This is a genomic window from Streptomyces sp., assembly GCF_019510245.1.
Lineage (GTDB): Bacteria > Actinomycetota > Actinomycetes > Streptomycetales > Streptomycetaceae > Streptomyces.
In genome coordinates this window covers 19,541-32,384 of sequence record NZ_JAEKKT010000200.1, presented here as the reverse complement: position 1 = coordinate 32,384, position 12,844 = coordinate 19,541, and the positions used below count along the sequence as shown (strand labels likewise).

At 69.4% G+C, this 12,844-nt stretch carries 12 protein-coding genes and 1 pseudogene; 8 read left to right on the top strand and 5 right to left on the bottom strand.

Features of this window, described 5'->3' with window-relative positions; genetic code table 11:
* The 6 genes and pseudogenes from JF597_RS40455 to JF597_RS40430 form a co-directional block, all read left to right on the top strand.
* Positions 1-275, top strand: a pseudogene (locus JF597_RS40455) (hypothetical protein); the annotation flags it as partial.
* Between the two features lie 261 nt (positions 276-536).
* Positions 537-2,891 (top strand): RNA degradosome polyphosphate kinase, encoded by a 2,355-nt coding sequence (locus JF597_RS40450; protein WP_294008541.1) that lies wholly within the window; start codon positions 537-539, stop codon positions 2,889-2,891.
* Entirely contained in the window at positions 2,872-3,894 is a 1,023-nt protein-coding gene (locus JF597_RS40445) for a CHAD domain-containing protein (protein ID WP_294008540.1), read from the top strand. Before JF597_RS40450 ends, JF597_RS40445 begins: the two co-directional genes overlap by 20 nt.
* The gene (locus tag JF597_RS40440; protein WP_294008539.1) at positions 3,891-4,307 is read left to right on the top strand and encodes an NUDIX hydrolase; all 417 of its coding nucleotides are present in this window, start codon (positions 3,891-3,893) and stop codon (positions 4,305-4,307) included. Before JF597_RS40445 ends, JF597_RS40440 begins: the two co-directional genes overlap by 4 nt.
* Positions 4,308-4,700: 393 nt before the next feature.
* Positions 4,701-5,555: a hypothetical protein gene (locus tag JF597_RS40435; protein ID WP_294008538.1), complete on the top strand. Its 855-nt coding sequence runs from the start codon at positions 4,701-4,703 to the stop codon at positions 5,553-5,555.
* A 104-nt stretch (positions 5,556-5,659) separates the two neighbouring features.
* On the top strand, positions 5,660-5,827 hold the full coding sequence (locus JF597_RS40430) for a hypothetical protein (protein ID WP_294008537.1): 168 nt from the start codon (positions 5,660-5,662) through the stop codon (positions 5,825-5,827).
* Between the two features lie 35 nt (positions 5,828-5,862).
* On the opposite strand, the gene JF597_RS40425 is transcribed toward JF597_RS40430, so the two are convergent.
* On the bottom strand, positions 5,863-6,201 hold the full coding sequence (locus tag JF597_RS40425) for a metal-sensitive transcriptional regulator (protein WP_294008536.1): 339 nt from the start codon (positions 6,199-6,201) through the stop codon (positions 5,863-5,865).
* A gap of 197 nt (positions 6,202-6,398) precedes the next feature.
* Between JF597_RS40425 and JF597_RS40420 the strand changes: the two genes are divergently transcribed.
* Positions 6,399-7,019 (top strand): DUF47 family protein, encoded by a 621-nt coding sequence (locus JF597_RS40420; protein WP_294008535.1) that lies wholly within the window; start codon positions 6,399-6,401, stop codon positions 7,017-7,019.
* Positions 7,020-7,026: 7 nt separating this feature from the next.
* Complete coding sequence (locus JF597_RS40415; protein WP_294008534.1) at positions 7,027-8,025, top strand: inorganic phosphate transporter; 999 nt, start codon at positions 7,027-7,029, stop codon at positions 8,023-8,025.
* A gap of 380 nt (positions 8,026-8,405) precedes the next feature.
* Here the strand turns inward: JF597_RS40415 and pstB are convergent, their stop codons facing one another.
* From pstB to pstS, 4 genes are all read right to left on the bottom strand, one after another.
* Complete coding sequence (pstB, locus tag JF597_RS40410) at positions 8,406-9,182, bottom strand: phosphate ABC transporter ATP-binding protein PstB (protein WP_294008533.1); 777 nt, start codon at positions 9,180-9,182, stop codon at positions 8,406-8,408.
* Between the two features lie 38 nt (positions 9,183-9,220).
* Positions 9,221-10,279 carry a phosphate ABC transporter permease PstA gene (gene pstA / locus JF597_RS40405; protein ID WP_294008532.1) on the bottom strand — a complete coding sequence of 353 codons (1,059 nt, stop codon included), beginning with the start codon at positions 10,277-10,279 and terminating at the stop codon, positions 9,221-9,223.
* Positions 10,276-11,289, bottom strand: a complete 1,014-nt coding sequence (gene pstC / locus JF597_RS40400; RefSeq protein WP_294008531.1) for a phosphate ABC transporter permease subunit PstC — start codon at positions 11,287-11,289, stop codon at positions 10,276-10,278. The genes pstA and pstC overlap by 4 nt, the downstream gene beginning before the upstream one ends.
* Before the next feature lie 142 nt (positions 11,290-11,431).
* A complete protein-coding gene (gene pstS, locus JF597_RS40395) occupies positions 11,432-12,562 on the bottom strand; it encodes a phosphate ABC transporter substrate-binding protein PstS (protein ID WP_294008530.1) in 1,131 nt (376 codons plus the stop codon).
* Positions 12,563-12,844 lie beyond the last annotated feature (282 nt).

Below are 12,844 nucleotides of genomic sequence, written 5' to 3'. Positions count from 1 at the left end.
TGACCGGCGCGGTCTGGACCGCCGTCCAGCAGCTCCTGCCCCGCCTGTGGCCGACGAGGACCAGCACCGGAGAGGCCTTCTCCGCCCTCCCCAACAGCTCCTGGACGGTGTGGCAGAGCCCGCGCGGCGCCGCCCCCGCCGGCGACTACCACCCGGCCTCGCACTTCTGGCCGCTCCAACTGACCAGCACCGCCCTGCTGCTCGCCGTGACGGCCCTGCTGACCCTGGGCTGCTACCTGGCACTGCGCCGCCTGACCGGAAGGACGGCCACCTGACCCCACGCGGCTGCCCCGCGGCCCCGGTCGGCGCGTTCCTCCTCTTGCGCCGGCGGGCCCGCTGAGGGACCGTCGGTCCCACGCGTACCCCGGACGGGGGAAGGACGCGCGGGGCCGGTGGGAAGGTCGTACGGGATCGTCGCTTTCGTGATCCCCACGACCGCCCGAGGCTGACCACAGACGTCCGCGATCCTCCCGCCGCTATCCCATACGCCATGTCTTCGTAACCATTGGTTCAGACGGACTTGCGACGCTCAGCCAATGAAGCCCGCCGTGCCAGAGCCTTCGCCGCCCCCCGAGGGGTTCGCGGGAAACGGGGTCGTCCAGCTCCCACCCGCCCGTTCCGACGCGCCTGTCACGCCCCGGGCGCGGAACAATGGTGTCATGAGTCAGCAGAACGCCCAGGCAGAGGTCCAGCACGCGCAGCCCTCCGTGGGCTCCATAGCCGCGCACCGCCCGCACACCGTGGCCGCCGTGGTCTCCGACCTGGAGCCCGACATCGACGCCGACCTCGACACGTACGAGGAGTCGCCGTACGACGGGCCCCAGCTGCCGCAGGGCCGCTTCCTCGACCGGGAGCGCAGCTGGCTCGCGTTCAACGAGCGGGTTCTCGAACTGGCCGAGGACCCGAACACGCCCCTGCTGGAGCGGGCGAACTTCCTCGCGATCTTCGCGAGCAACCTGGACGAGTTCTTCATGGTCCGGGTGGCAGGGCTGAAGCGCCGGATCGCCACCGGGGTCGCCACCCGCTCCGCCTCCGGGCTGCAGCCCCGCGAGGTGCTGGAGATGATCTGGGCCCGCTCCCGCGAGCTGATGGCCCGGCACTCCGCCTGCTACCACGAGGACGTCGCCCCCGCGCTCGCGGAGGAGGGCATCCACCTGGTCCGCTGGGCCGAGCTGACCGAGAAGGAGCAGGCGCGGCTCTTCACGCTCTTCCGGCACCAGATCTTCCCGGTCCTGACCCCGCTGGCGGTCGACCCGGCGCACCCGTTCCCGTACATCTCGGGCCTCTCCCTGAACCTGGCCGTGGTCGTCCGCAACCCGGTCAGCGGTCACAAGCACTTCGCCCGCGTGAAGGTGCCGCCGTCGCTGTCCCGCTTCCTGGAGAGCTCCCCGGGCCGCTACGTCCCGATCGAGGACGTCATCGGCGCCCACCTGGAGGAGCTGTTCCCGGGCATGGAGGTCGTGGAGCACCACGCCTTCCGGCTGACGAGGAACGAGGACCTGGAGGTCGAGGAGGACGACGCGGAGAACCTGCTCCAGGCCCTGGAGAAGGAGCTCATGCGGCGCCGCTTCGGGCCGCCGGTGCGCCTGGAGGTCGAGGAGTCCATCGACCGTGAGGTGCTCGACCTGCTGGTGCGCGAGCTGAAGATCTCCGAGGCCGAGGTCTACCCGCTGCCCGGCCCGCTCGACCTCACCGGCCTCTTCCGGATCGCGAGCCTGGACCGGCCGGAGCTGAAGTACCGCAAGTTCATCGCGGGCACCCACCGTGACCTCGCCGAGGTCGAGTCGGCGTCCGCGCCCGACATCTTCGCGGCCCTGCGCGAACGGGACGTGCTGCTGCACCACCCGTACGACAGCTTCTCCACCTCCGTGCAGGCCTTCGTCGAGCAGGCCGCCGAGGACCCGGACGTCCTCGCGATCAAGCAGACCCTGTACCGGACCTCCGGCGACTCCCCGATCGTCAACGCGCTCATCGACGCCGCCGAGGCGGGCAAGCAGGTCCTCGTCCTGGTCGAGATCAAGGCCCGCTTCGACGAGCACGCCAACATCAAGTGGGCCAAGCGCCTGGAAGAGGCCGGCTGCCATGTGGTGTACGGCCTGGTCGGTCTGAAGACCCACTGCAAGCTGTCCCTGGTGGTCCGCCAGGAGGGCGAGACGCTCCGCCGCTACAGCCACGTGGGCACGGGCAACTACCACCCGAAGACCGCGCGCCTGTACGAGGACCTCGGCCTGCTCACCGCCGACCCGCAGGTCGGCGCGGACCTGTCCGACCTGTTCAACCGGCTCTCCGGCTACTCCCGCCGGGAGACCTACCGCCGCCTGCTGGTGGCCCCCAAGTCGCTGCGCGACGGACTGATCGCGCGCATCGAGAAGGAAATACAGCACCACAAGGCCGGGCGCCCCGCGTTCGTCCGCATCAAGGTCAACTCGATGGTCGACGAGGCGATCATCGACGCCCTGTACCGCGCGTCCATGGCGGGCGTGCCGGTCGACATCTGGGTGCGCGGCATCTGCGCGATACGGCCGGGCGTCACCGGCCTGTCGGAGAACGTCCGGGTCCGCTCGGTCCTGGGCCGCTTCCTGGAGCACTCCCGGGTCTTCGCCTTCGGCAACGGCGGCGAGCCCGAGGTGTGGATAGGCAGCGCCGACATGATGCACCGCAACCTCGACCGCCGGATAGAGGCGCTGGTCCGGGTCGTCGACCCGGCTCACCGGGCCGCACTCAACCGGTTCCTCGAATCCGGCATGTCCGACTCCACCTCCTCCTGGCACCTGGGTCCGGACGGCGAATGGACCCGGCACGCGACCGACGCGGACGGCCAGCCCCTGCGCAACATCCAGGAGATGCTCATAGACGCCCGGAGGCGCCGGCGTGGCACAGCAACACCTTGAACCGACGAACCCGACGGCCCGAGTGACGACCGGGGACGCCCTCGCGGGCTACCTGCGCGCCCAGGCCACGGAGTTCCTCCGCGCGCTGCGCCTGCACCGGGAGACCGGGACGGTGAGCACGACGGAGGCGTCCGTCGACGCGGCCCGCGCCCTGCGCCGCTCGGCCCGGCGCATCAGCGGCAGCCTGCACACCTTCCGACCGCTCCTGGAGGCCGACTGGTCCGAGGAAATCCGCCCCGAACTCGCCTGGCTGTCCGGCACGTTGGGTCTGGAGCACGCCTACGAGGCCCGGCTGGAGCGCCTGTTGCTGGCACTGCACCGCCTCTCCGGCTCGACGAGCCTGCCCAGCCAGGCCACTTCGGAGGCGGTCGCCGAGCGTGGCAACCTCACGGTGGGCGCGGCCAAGGCGGGCGCCCTCCTCGACCGCCAGCTCACCCTCGCCCGCACCCGGGCCCACTCCACGGCCCTCCAGGCGCTCGGCTCCTCCCGCTTCCACGCGGTCGCCGACAAGGTCGCGGTGCTGGCCAGCGAGGTCCCGCTGACGGCCGCCGCGCCCACGACCGACCTGCGCCCGCTGGCGTCGGCGGCCGAGGAGCGGCTCACCGACGCCATCGCCGCACTCCCCCTGGTCACCGCGGGCCACCCCTACAACGCGGAGGCCCTGGTCCACGGCCTGTCCCCGGACCCGGCCCCGCACCCCCAGGACGGCCCCTGGCACCAGGTCAGGCTCCTGTTGCGCCTGCACCGCTACGCCCGCGAGGTGCTGTGCGGCCAGGACGCCCCCGTGGACGTACGGCTGCTCGCGGCCGGCCAGGCCCTGAACCGGCACCGCGACGCCTCGGAAGCCGCGGCCGCGGCCGCCTCGGCGGCCCGCACCCCGCGTATCGCCCCCGCGACGGCCTACGCCCTCGGCGTCCTCCACGCCGACCAGCGGCACGAGGTGGAGGCGGCCAGGTTCGCGTTCCAGCAGGCGTGGCAGAAGCAGCGGGTGGAGGCCGTGTGACCGACACCCCGGTGCAGGCGGCGGGCTGCGTCCTGTGGCGCCGCTCGCCGGTCGACGGCGGCCTGGAGGTCTGCCTCGTCCACCGTCCCAAGTACGACGACTGGTCGCACCCGAAGGGCAAGCTCAAGCGCGGCGAGGACGCGGTCACGGGCGCCTTGCGCGAGGTGGCGGAGGAGACCGGCTACGAGGCCGCCCTCGGCAGCGAACTCTCCACCGCCCACTACTACGCCAACGGCCGCCCCAAGGAGGTCCGTTACTGGGCCGGCGAGGCGGCCGAGGGCCACTTCACCCCGAACCACGAGGTGGACAGAATCCTCTGGCTCCGCCCGCCGGAGGCCCGGCGACGCCTGACCCAGCCGCGGGACGCCGAGTTGGTGGACGAGTTGCTGACTTCACTGCACAACACGCAGTAGGGAAGCGCCCCGTAAGGGGCGCTGGGTACCCCCGGCCGAAGGCTGGGGAGGAACTGCGCGACAAGCCCCCACCGGCCCGCAGTCACCGCCCGACCGCAACTCACCCCCCGGCCATGTGCCCTTCCGCATCGGTCCGCGCAAGACTTCTCGCCCTCCTGGCCGGCCCCCGCCACCCACACGTGCACCGCGCGAAACAGAACCGCCCCTGTTCAACCGTGCCCGCATCGTGCCCCGACCCCTGCAGGACCCGCCCGGAACCGTCTTCCTGCGCCACACCGACAACGTTACCCACGCCCGGTAAAGCACTGGTATGCGTGACGGCCCCACCCACCCCTCGTTAAGCGGAACGACGCGGGACCCGTGACGGACGCACCGGCTGGGGGTAGGCAGGCAATGGATCGGCGGCAGCACTGGCGCGCTGGGAAGACGGCCGTCACCGTGGGGCTCGTGGTCGGACTCGGCGCCTGCGCCGCCGGCTGTGGCGGCGCCACGGCGGAGGGCGTCAGCGGCTCCCCCGGCGACAACCCGGTCACCCTCCTGAGGCACACGGCGGACACCCTGCGGGCCACCCGCACCTCCAAGGCCACGACCTCGATGGAGATGGCCACCGGCGGCACCCGGGTCACCATCCGCGGCCAGGGCGTCTACGACTACGACCGGCAGCTCGGCAGGCTCACCGTCGTCCTCCCACAGGACCCCGCCGGTGCCTCCGAGCACCGGCCGATCACCGAACTCCTCGCCCCCGGCGCGCTCTTCATGAAGAACCGGGGCGCCGGGGTGCCCGCCGACAAGTGGGTCCGCGTGGAGACCGCGACCCTCTCCGACGGCAACCTCGTCACCGGCGGCGCGACCGACCCGTTCGCCGCCGCCGAACTGCTGCGCGGTACCCGTACCGCGACGTACGTGGGGGAGACCGAGCTCGCCGGGACCGGGGTACGGCACTACCGGGGCATCGCCGACCTCGCGGCCGCCGCCCGCGCGGCCTCCGCCGGTGACCGGCCCGCCCTGGCGGCCGCAGCGAAAGGGTTCGCCACCCCCGAGGTCCCGTTCGACGTGTACCTCGACGACCAGGGCCGGATCCGGAAACTGCGGCAGCGGTTCAGCTTCGTCAACGACAGCGGCGAGGGCACGGTGGCGGTCGCCTCGACCACCCTGCTCTACGGTTTCGGCACTCCGGTGGACGTGAAACTGCCACGCTCCGAGGACATCTACGCGGGCCGGATCGCCGAAAACCAGCCTGCGCACTAGTCAGGGAACGGCTTCGTACAACCTGTGAACTAGCCCGTCCGTGCCATGCGCGTCGTGTAGACCGCTGCCTACTCTAGAGAGTCGGTGACGGCAGAGAAGAGGTGATGCACGTGGCTCCGGTCGGCGGTACGGCAGTTCAGGACCACGTGGCCCTCGCCGAGATCGAGCTGTGCGGAGAGCTGATCATCGCGGCGTCGGCCGCCGAGGACCGGCTCAGCCTGGAGAGTATCGACGAGGTGCTGCGCGTGGCCGAGGAGCGCGAGGCCTACTGATTCAGGCCAGCGGCCGGTCGGGCGCCCGAGTCGGTTCAGGTGCGCAGCAGGCGGGCGATGGCCTGGGTGGCCTCCTCGACCTTCGCGTCGATCTCCGACCCGCCCTTGACGGCCGCGTCGGCGACGCAGTGCCGCAGGTGCTCCTCCAGCAACTGGAGCGCGAAGGACTGCAGGGCCTTGGTGGAGGCGGAGACCTGGGTGAGTATGTCGATGCAGTAGGTGTCCTCGTCGACCATGCGTTGCAGGCCCCGGATCTGGCCCTCGATCCGGCGCAGCCGCTTGAGGTGCTCGTCCTTCTGCTTGTGGTAGCCGTGCGTGGTCGCCGGCGCTCCGCTTGCGGAGGGCGTCGTGGCGCCGGCCTCGGTGGTCGTCATCGCGTCCTCCGTATCGTCGATACATATACCCCTGGTGGGTATATGGTAACGAACTTTGCTGGGTATAGGGCCCTCGGGACGCCCCCGTGCTGATCACCATGCCCGATGGGCGAAACTGGAGGGCGGCCCATTAGCCGTGGCCGGATGATGCGCTTAGCATCGGCCTGACCGAAACCCATGCATACCGAGGACCCCAAGTGCGCTTTCGTCTGACCCCCAGGGAGACGAGCTTCTACGACATGTTCGCCGCCTCCGCGGACAACATCGTCACGGGCTCGAAACTCCTGATGGAACTGCTCGGGGCGGACGCGTCTGCCCGGGCCGAGATCGCAGAGCGTATGCGGGCAGCGGAACACGCAGGTGACGACGCCACGCATGCGATCTTCCACCAGCTGAACTCCTCGTTCATCACGCCCTTCGACCGCGAGGACATCTACACCCTCGCATCGTCCCTCGACGACATCATGGACTTCATGGAGGAGGCCGTCGACCTGGTCGTCCTCTACAACCTCGAGGAACTGCCGAAGGGCGTCGAGCAGCAGATCGAGGTGCTGGCCCGGGCCGCCGACCTGACGGCCGAGGCGATGCCGCACCTGCGCACGCTGGACAACCTCACCGAGTACTGGATCGAGGTGAACCGCCTGGAGAACCAGGCGGACCAGATCCACCGCAAGCTTCTCGCCCACCTCTTCAACGGCAAGTACGACGCGATCGAGGTGCTGAAGCTCAAGCAGATCGTGGACGTCCTGGAAGAGGCGGCGGACGCGTTCGAGCACGTGGCGAACACGGTGGAGACCATCGCCGTCAAGGAGTCCTGAGCCGTCGATGGACACCTTCGCGCTCATCGTGACCATCATGGTCGCGCTCTTCTTCACGTACACGAACGGCTTCCACGACTCGGCGAACGCGATCGCCACCTCCGTCTCCACCCGGGCCCTGACGCCGCGCGCCGCGCTGGCCATGGCGGCCGTCATGAACCTCTGGGGTGCCTTTTTGGGCTCCGGTGTCGCGAAGACGGTCAGCGAGGGCCTGATCGAGACACCGCAGGGCTCCAAGGGTATGGGCATCCTCTTCGCGGCGCTGGTCGGCGCGATCGTCTGGAACCTCGTCACCTGGTACTTCGGCCTGCCCTCGTCGTCCTCCCACGCGCTGTTCGGCGGCCTGGTGGGTGCGGCGCTGGCCGGCGGCACGACCGTCCTCTGGAACGGCGTCGTGGACAAGGTCATCATCCCGATGTTCCTGTCCCCGGTCGTCGGCCTGATCCTCGGCTACCTGGTCATGACGGCCATCATGTGGCTGTTCCGCCGCTCCAACCCGCACAAGGCGAAGCGGGGCTTCCGGATAGCGCAGACCGTCTCGGCAGCCGGCATGGCCCTCGGCCACGGCCTCCAGGACGCCCAGAAGACGATGGGCGTCGTCGTCATGGCACTGGTGATTTCCGGCCACCAGACGTACGGCGACCCGATCCCGGCCTGGGTCAAGATCATCTGCGCCCTGATGCTCTCCCTCGGCACCTACGCCGGCGGCTGGCGCATCATGCGCACCCTCGGCCGCAAGATCATCGAACTCGACCCCCCGCAGGGCTTCGCGGCCGAGGCGACGGGCGCGTCGATCATGTTCACCACGGCGTACCTCTTCAAGGCGCCGATCTCCACGACCCACGTCATCACCTCGGCCATCATGGGCGTCGGCGCGACGAAGCGCGTGAACGCGGTCCGCTGGGGCGTGGCCAAGAACATCGTCCTCGGCTGGTTCATCACCATGCCGGCAGCGGCCCTGGTAGCAGCAGCGGCCTACGGCATCGTGTACCTGGCGTTCCTGTAACTCCTTGGCCCACCCACCCACCCGACTCGGTCCGTAAAAGGCGAGGTCGCGACACGGTTCAGTCACGCCCCGTAAGGGGCGCTGGGGGTACCCCCGGCCGAAGGCTGGGGGAGGAACTGCGCGGCCGGCCACAACGCACCCGCAGCCGCCGTACGACAGTGCCCCCACCCTCTTCCGCGCCCGCGCCCACCCGGGCCCGCAGCCGCCGGACGGCGGTCCGTACCCACCTTCGACCTCACCCCCTCGAAGAACCGAGTCGGGTGGGCGGGTGGGCACAGGAAAACGCAGTGGGCCCGCCCCCGGGAGCCAGGGGCGGGCCCTTTGCGTCCTCGCGGTGGCACCGCCATGCAGCACCGCGAGGGGTCGGTGGATACCTCGGCTCAGCCGAAGCGGCCGGAGATGTAGTCCTCGGTGGCCTGGACCGACGGGTTGGAGAAGATCCGCTCCGTGTCGTCGATCTCGATCAGCTTGCCGGGCTGGCCGACGGCGGCCAGGTTGAAGAACGCCGTACGGTCCGAGACCCGCGCCGCCTGCTGCATGTTGTGCGTCACGATGACGATCGTGAAGCGCTCCTTCAGCTCCCCGATCAGGTCCTCGATGGCGAGGGTCGAGATCGGGTCGAGCGCCGAGCAGGGCTCGTCCATCAGCAGCACCTTCGGCTCGACCGCGATCGCGCGGGCAATGCACAAACGCTGCTGCTGACCACCGGAGAGACCGGAGCCCGGCTTGTTCAGGCGGTCCTTCACCTCGTTCCAGAGGTTCGCACCCTTGAGCGACTTCTCGACGACGTCGGCCAGCTCGCTCTTCTTGAAGTTGCCGTTCAGCTTCAGACCCGCCGCCACGTTGTCGAAGATCGACATCGTGGGGAAGGGGTTGGGTCGCTGGAAGACCATGCCGATCTCGCGGCGCACCGACACCGGGTCGATACCGGCGCCGTACAGGTTCTCGTCGTCGAGGAGGACCTTGCCCTCGACACGGCCGCCGGGGGTGACCTCGTGCATGCGGTTGAGCGTGCGCAGGAACGTCGACTTGCCGCATCCGGAGGGGCCGATGAACGCCGTGACGGTGCGCGGCTCGATGTTCATCGAGATGTCGTCGATGGCCTTGTGGGAGCCGTAGTAGGCGGTGAGCCCGCTCACGTCGATTCGCTTGGACATTACTTCTTCACTTCCAGGAGTCGGTCGCTGTCGGCCGGTCAGCGACCGGTCTTGGGGGCCTTCCAGCGGGCGATGCCGCGGGCCACCAGGTTCAGGATCATCACGAAGGCGATCAGCGTGAGCGAGGCCGCCCAGGCACGGTCGTAGCCCGCGGTGGCACCGGCGCTGTTCGCGTACTGCTGGTAGATGAACAGCGGCAGCGACGACTGCGCACCCTCGAAGGGGTTGTTGTTGATGAACGGGTTGCCGAACACCAGCAGCAGCACCGGCGCGGTCTCACCCGCGATACGGGCGATGGCCAGCATGACACCGGTCGTGATGCCGCCGATGGAGGTCGGCAGGACCACCTTCAGGATGGTGCGCCACTTGGGCACGCCGAGCGCCAGCGACGCCTCGCGCAGCTCGTTCGGGACGAGCTTGAGCATCTCCTCGGTGGAGCGCACGACCACCGGCATCATCAGGATGGCCAGGGCCAGCGATCCGGCGAAGCCGAAGGGCTGCATGTCGAAGATCAGCATGAGGCTGAGGATGAACAGACCCGCGACGATCGACGGGATACCGGTCATCACGTCCACGAAGAACGTGACGGCCCTGGCGAGGCGACCGCGCCCGTACTCGACGAGGTAGACCGCGGTGAGGATGCCGATCGGGGCGCCGATCAGGGTGGCGAGGCCGACCTGCTCCAGGGAGCCGATGATGGCCGCGTAGGCACCGCCACCGGGCTGGGCGTCGGCGACGACACCCATGGAGTGGCTGAGGAAGTAGGGGTCCAGGACCTTCACACCGCGTGAGACGGTCACCCAGAGCAGGGAGACCAGCGGAACCACCGCGATGACGAAGGCGACCCAGACCAGGGAGGTGGCGACCCGGTCCTTGGCCTGGCGGCTGCCCTCCACGCGGGCGGCGATGACATAGGTGCCGAGGACGTAGAGGAGGCCGGCGATCAGGCCCCACTGGACCTTGCTGTCCAGGCCGGCCACGAGGCCGATGAGCACACCGAGGACGATGGATCCGCCGACGATGGCGTAGGGGGACCACTTCGGGAGGCTGGCACCGCGCAGGGTGCTGGCGGGCCTGTCGACTGCTGCGGTGCTCATGCGTTGGCCCCCGAGTACTCCGCGCGGCGCTGGATGATGATGCGGGCCGCGCCGTTGACCAGCAGGGTGATGACGAACAGAACCAGACCGGAGGCGATGAGCGCGTCACGGCCGTCCGAGGTCGCCTCGCCGAACTTGCTGGCGATGTTCTGGGCGAAGGTGCCGCCGCCCGGGTTGAGCAGGCTGGCGTGGATGTCGAAGTCCGGGGAGAGCACGGTGGCGACGGCCATCGTCTCGCCGAGGGCGCGGCCGAGGCCGAGCATCGAGGCGGAGATCACGCCGGAGCGGCCGAAGGGCAGCACCGCCATGCGGATGACCTCCCAGCGGGTGGCGCCGAGGGCCAGGGCGGCCTCTTCGTGCATCTGCGGGACCTGACGGAAGACCTCGCGGCTCACGTTGGTGATGACCGGCAGGATCATGATCGCGAGCAGGATCGACACGGTCAGGATCGAGCGCGGGGCGCCGCCGTCCCAGGAGAAGATCCCGGTCCAGCCGAAGTAGTCGTTCAGCCAGCTGAACAGGCCGGTCATGTGCGGTACGAGGACCAGGCCGCCCCACAGGCCGTACACGATGGACGGCACGGCGGCGAGCAGGTCGATCACGTAGGCGACCGGGCCGGCCAGGCGGCGCGGCGCGTAGTGCGTGATGAACAGCGCGATCGCGACCGAGATCGGGACCGCGATGGCCATGGCGATGATCGAGGAGACGATCGTGCCGAAGGCGAGGACCGCGATGCCGAAGCTCGGCGGGATGAGGTTGGTGTTCCACTCGAAGGTGGTGAGGAAGTTGCCGTGGTCGCGGTTGATCGCGAGGACGGCCCGGTAGGTGAGGAAGACCGCGATCGCGGCCATGAGCACCAGGAGCAGGATGCCGGAACCGCGGGAGAGGCCGAGGAAGACTCGGTCACCGACCCGGGTGGCGCCGCGCGCGTTGCGCTTCTGCTCGGCCACGGAGGGCTGGGGGGGTGTGGGGGGAGAGGCGTCGTCTGCTGTCTGCGTCGTTATGTCCATCGGGTTCTCCGGTCTGCGGAGTCGCCTGGGGGCGGCTCGGAGGAGCCGTACTCCCCACACGTAAGGGCGTACGGCTCCGGGCGGCGGTGCACCGGACGGTGCGGCCGGGTTCCGTCCGGAACTCGGCCGCACACACGGATCTTTAGCTCAGGCCCTCGACGGTGGTGCGGACCTTGGCGATGATCGCGTCGGGGATCGGGGCGTAGTCGATCGTGGAGAGGACCTTATGGCCGTCCGCGGAGGCGATGTAGCGCAGGAACGCCTTGGTCGCCGGGAGGGTGTCGGCCTTGTTGCCCTTGTCGCAGGCGATCTCGTAGGTGACCAGGCTGATCGGGTACGCGCCCTCGGCCTTGGTCTTGTAGTCCAGCTTCAGCGACAGGTCCTTGCCGGTGCCGACGACCTGGGCGGCCGCGATGTCGGCGGTGGCGGACGCGGTGGACGGGGCGACCGGCTTGCTGGCGCCCGTGTCGATGCTGGCGGCCTTGATGCCGTCCGAGACGTAGGAGAGCTCGAAGTAGCCGATGGCGCCGGAGGTCTGCTTGACCTGCTGGGCGACACCCGCGGACTGCGGAGCGGACTGGCCGCCCTTGGCCTGCCAGGCCTTGCCGCCGGAGTACTTCCAGTTGGACGGGGTGGTGGCGATCAGGTACTTGGTCAGGTTGTCCGTCGTACCCGACTCGTCCGAGCGGTGGAACGCCTGGATCTTCAGGTTCGGGAGCTTCGCGGTCGGGTTCAGCTTCTTGATCGCCGCGTCGTTCCAGTTGGTGATCTTGCTGTCGAAGATCTTGGCGAGGGTCGGCGCGTCCAGGACCAGGTTGTCGACACCCGGGACGTTGTAGCCGATCGCGATGGCGCCGCCGACCATCGGGAGGTCGATGCCCTGGCCGCCGGAGCAGACCTTCTTGGAGGCGGTGACCTCTTCCGGCTTGAGCGCGGAGTCGGAACCGGCGAAGGCGACCTGGCCCTGCGTGAAGGCGGTCACACCGGCACCGGAGCCGGAGCCCTTGTAGTTGATCTGGACACCACAGGCCTGCGAGAAGTTCTTCACCCAGGCGTCGATCGCGTTCTTCTGCGCGGAGGAGCCGTCGGCGAGCAGCTGACCCTTGGCGTTGTCGCACTTGATGGAGCTGGCGTTGGCGGAGGCCGAAGACGTGCTCGAACCGCTGCCGCCACCGTTGTCGTCGGAGCCGCACGCCGTAAGGGCCAGGGCGCCGGAGACGGCGACAGCACCGAGAGACAGGGCGCGCAGCCGGTTCTTGCGCTGAAGCTTCACTTTCGGGAGTTCCTTCCAGAGGCGCCACCTTCGGCGGCGTGCGAAGTAGGTGGTGGGCGAGGGCCTCCTGACTTGGCATTCACGACCGCTCACCGCACCCGGTACGGCCGAAATTAGGCAGAACAGGTGAAGCGGCTGATGGCCATAGGTGAACGGAGGGTGAACCCCTGCCGTCGACCCGGTTAGGTCACGGAACGCTTACGGTGAGGGCACATGCCGGTTCCAACGGGCGGGTTACGCGAACATTTCTTCGCCGTTCGCCATCGCAGTCGTTACGACGTC

Bases quoted from the DNA above. Each gene is read 5' to 3' on its own strand.
- pstC (WP_294008531.1), bottom strand. From the start codon at position 11,289: ATGGACATAACGACGCAGACAGCAGACGACGCCTCTCCCCCCACACCC.
- JF597_RS40415 (WP_294008534.1), top strand. From the start codon at position 7,027: ATGGACACCTTCGCGCTCATCGTGACCATCATGGTCGCGCTCTTCTTC.
- pstB (WP_294008533.1), bottom strand. From the start codon at position 9,182: ATGTCCAAGCGAATCGACGTGAGCGGGCTCACCGCCTACTACGGCTCC.
- pstA (WP_294008532.1), bottom strand. From the start codon at position 10,279: ATGAGCACCGCAGCAGTCGACAGGCCCGCCAGCACCCTGCGCGGTGCC.
- JF597_RS40435 (WP_294008538.1), top strand. From the start codon at position 4,701: ATGGATCGGCGGCAGCACTGGCGCGCTGGGAAGACGGCCGTCACCGTG.
- JF597_RS40450 (WP_294008541.1), top strand. From the start codon at position 537: ATGAAGCCCGCCGTGCCAGAGCCTTCGCCGCCCCCCGAGGGGTTCGCG.
- JF597_RS40430 (WP_294008537.1), top strand. From the start codon at position 5,660: ATGCACGTGGCTCCGGTCGGCGGTACGGCAGTTCAGGACCACGTGGCC.
- JF597_RS40425 (WP_294008536.1), bottom strand. From the start codon at position 6,201: ATGACGACCACCGAGGCCGGCGCCACGACGCCCTCCGCAAGCGGAGCG.